Origin of the sequence: Vreelandella rituensis (assembly GCF_003336665.1) — a bacterium.
GTDB classification, from domain to species: Bacteria; Pseudomonadota; Gammaproteobacteria; order Pseudomonadales; family Halomonadaceae; genus Vreelandella; species Vreelandella rituensis.
Window position 1 is genome coordinate 1 of sequence record NZ_QPIJ01000120.1, and the last position, 3,116, is coordinate 3,116.

The 3,116-nt window shown below is 53.3% G+C and carries 3 protein-coding genes; 2 read left to right on the forward strand and 1 reads right to left on the reverse strand.

All coding sequences use genetic code 11. The annotated features are described in order from the left end of the window. The first annotated feature begins 121 nt into the window (after positions 1-121). Positions 122-955 carry a DUF7281 domain-containing protein gene (locus DU506_RS20820; RefSeq protein WP_114488747.1) on the forward strand — a complete coding sequence of 278 codons (834 nt, stop codon included), beginning with the start codon at positions 122-124 and terminating at the stop codon, positions 953-955. A gap of 552 nt (positions 956-1,507) precedes the next feature. On the opposite strand, the gene DU506_RS21840 is transcribed toward DU506_RS20820, so the two are convergent. Then, positions 1,508-1,654 carry a hypothetical protein gene (locus DU506_RS21840; protein WP_181870844.1) on the reverse strand — a complete coding sequence of 49 codons (147 nt, stop codon included), beginning with the start codon at positions 1,652-1,654 and terminating at the stop codon, positions 1,508-1,510. Positions 1,655-1,831: 177 nt separating this feature from the next. Here DU506_RS21840 and DU506_RS20830 point away from each other — a divergent pair, with 177 nt between their 5' ends. Continuing rightward, positions 1,832-3,025, forward strand: coding sequence for a DASS family sodium-coupled anion symporter (locus DU506_RS20830; protein WP_235825868.1), 1,194 nt, complete (start codon positions 1,832-1,834; stop codon positions 3,023-3,025). The last annotated feature ends 91 nt before the right edge of the window (positions 3,026-3,116 follow it).

Here is a 3,116-nt window from a genome sequence, read left to right on the forward strand (position 1 = left end):
CTGGACATCTGCTGCAAGACTGTATTGACTATTTCCATGAAAGCCTGTGCTCGGGTGGTGATGTTGTGAGAGACCCCATTATCTGAGCATCAGGCTTTCTTTAAAACTGTCCGAACCATTGATGAATGCAACCTGGCGCGAAATACATGCGCAATGGGGGGTAGGCACGCCGTTAGGACGCCATTTATCGCTGACCTCTGATGATCTGGGCGTACTCAGAGAACGTTGCCAACGCCACTTTGGCGGCGATATCGTCGCTATTGATCGTTCACAGCGGCGCAGTGACTTGGCCGGCGACATAACGGACGAGAAACAGTCACGGCAGGCCGCGTTTGGTCAGTTAATCCGCGTTGCCTCAACCGAGGGAGGGGTTTATTTCACGCCCAAGGAATGGGCGGGATCAACAGTGTGGCTTCCTACCCCAGCAGGCACCTTACTATCCCTCGACGCTGAAGGGTTAGTCTTTGACCCTGAGCACATGGCACGCATCCTGGTGATTGAAAATGGTGACCTAATGGAGCGCTGGTGGGATATCTTGCCCACCTTACCCGAGACATGGCGGAGCCAAACACTTCTGGCATATCGCGGCCATCAGCACGATTCAGCGATGTTAAAAAGGTGGATAGAAAAACATCGTGGCCACGTCACCCTGGGGTTTTACGGTGACCTAGACCCGGCTGGACTGGTGATTGCGCTGTCAAATTATGCTGCGATAGTACCAGAAGGAAAATTTGCCATACTCGCCCCAGAGATACCCGAAGAATTGCCAAGTGAGTGGAGCAAAGCCACCACGTTCAGTGATCAGACAGCGGCAAGATACTACTTAGAGAACAGGCGTGCGCTCTATCCTGGCTGGGCACGCTTGATCAACACCGTGCTGAAGCAGCAAATAGCCATCACGCAGGAGAAGCTATTGATCAAAGCCATCCCTCTTGTAGAGCGATATCAGGGTTAGGGGCTTTTTCAGCGGCAACGCTCTTCACCTAACCTCAGCCGCAAACCGTTACTATCATAATCCATTGTTTTATAAATATTTATAAGACGATACTTCAGGAACTAGTGTTAATACCGAGACTCAGGCCAAGGCCGTCAGCCAAAAAGGCTTAACACTGTGCCAGCGTGGAATACCGAATCATGTGCCACGTATGGCGCATCACGCATGGATGCGGCTAAGGATGGCCAGCCCTTACCTAACATGCCCCCATGCCCGGTTCCATGGTTCGCTATGACAGTTCAAATAGCCAATTTTTACCAGACGGCGTTCAACACTCGCTGCGCTACGTCCCGTTTCTGCACAGACACCTTCAATCAGTGCCTTGCCCGACAGCCCAGCGTCGATAGCGTCTGACATTGCTTGTTGTTGCTTAGCCGTCCAGGGGCCAGGGTTTTCGTTCTGCATGACGATCCTCACCATTAAACATGAAATTTAGAGCCTCCCGGTCGTAGACCGGATACCAAAAATGGCCTGCGCCGTTGTAACGCTCTGCCGAAGGCGCCAGCGTGTCAATCACTGCATCGGCAACGCCCTCTGTTCTATTGGCTCGTGGCCAGCCTGCTGATCGCGATGCTGGCCAATGTCGCCATGATGGTTGCCGGCTTGCATGTCCGTGACAGCGGTCAACAGCAGCGCTACCAGAGCAGCAGTATCCGGCACCAGAACGTGATCATTAAACCAGGATGGCAAAGCAATAAAACGAGGCGACATCACCCAAACTGAACCATCATTGACAGAGGGCAAGAGGTAAGTATTCGCGAAATATAAACTCACATAGAGAGCTTAGCGCTGCTTTATTGCCTAAGAGCATACCGCTCACGCTATATAGGTTCTATTATGCCGACACTTCCTTTCAAGCCTTGGTCGACCGCTATCGCTGTAGCCGTCACGCTATTCATCTGGCTCGTGATTCCCTTGCCCGCAGGCCTTACGTCGAACGCATGGCTCATGTTAGCGATTTTTGTCGGCACCATTGTCGCTATCATCGGTAAAGCCATGCCCATTGGCGCTATCTCCGTCATTGCCATTTCCATTGTTGCGGCAAGCGGCGTCACCGGCGATACGCCTGGCGAAGCCATCACTGTTGCCTTGAGCAGTTACGCCAATCCGCTTATCTGGTTAATCGCAATTGCGATTATGATCTCACGCGGATTGATTAAAACCGGCCTGGGAGCGCGCATTGGCTACTATTTCATTTCCATCCTGGGCAAGCGGACGCTGGGGATCGGCTATGGTCTGGCCTTCTCGGAGCTTTGCATTGCGCCGGTAACGCCCAGTAATACTGCCCGGGGCGGTGGCATTATCCACCCCATCATGCGCTCTATTGCCCTTAGTTTTGACTCACGCCCAGAGGACAACACCTCTGGCAAAATCGGCAAGTATCTGGCCCTGGTGAATTACCATAGCAACCCGATTACCTCTGCCATGTTCATTACAGCCACCGCGCCCAACCCGCTGACAGTGCAGCTTATCTCAGCGGCCACCGGCGCGGAGATTCAGCTAAGCTGGCTCACCTGGGCCGTCGCCATGCTGCTTCCTGGCCTGGTTGCGATCCTGGCGATGCCGTACATTTTATACCTGCTTTACCCACCGGAAATTAAGGAAACGCCGAACGCCACCCAAGTGGCGCGGGACAAGCTGGCTGAGCTGGGCAAAATCAGTCGACACGAAGGCATCATGTTGTTCGTCTTTTTGGTGCTGCTTCTGCTATGGGCGGATATCCCTGCGCTTTTCTTCGGCGCTGCGGTCACGCTTAACACCACGACGACTGCGTTTATCGGTCTTTCCATGCTGCTGCTCACAGGGGTGTTGACCTGGGACGATGTGCTGAAAGAAAAAAATGCCTGGGATACGCTGCTGTGGTTTGGCGCACTGATCATGATGGCGAGCCAGCTTTACGAAACAGGCCTGATTGATTGGTTTGCCGCCAATATGCGGAACTGGATTAGCATGATGGGACTGGGCTGGGCGGGAGCGTCTGCGCTTCTGGTGCTGACCTTCCGTAAGCGTCCCGCCATCTGCATCTATTGAAGTCGCCTTGAAGCCTTGATCATGGCGTGGTGTTCACCACCATCTCAGATCGAATGGAGGCTTCATGTCCCAGATTCCCACCACCTTGAAA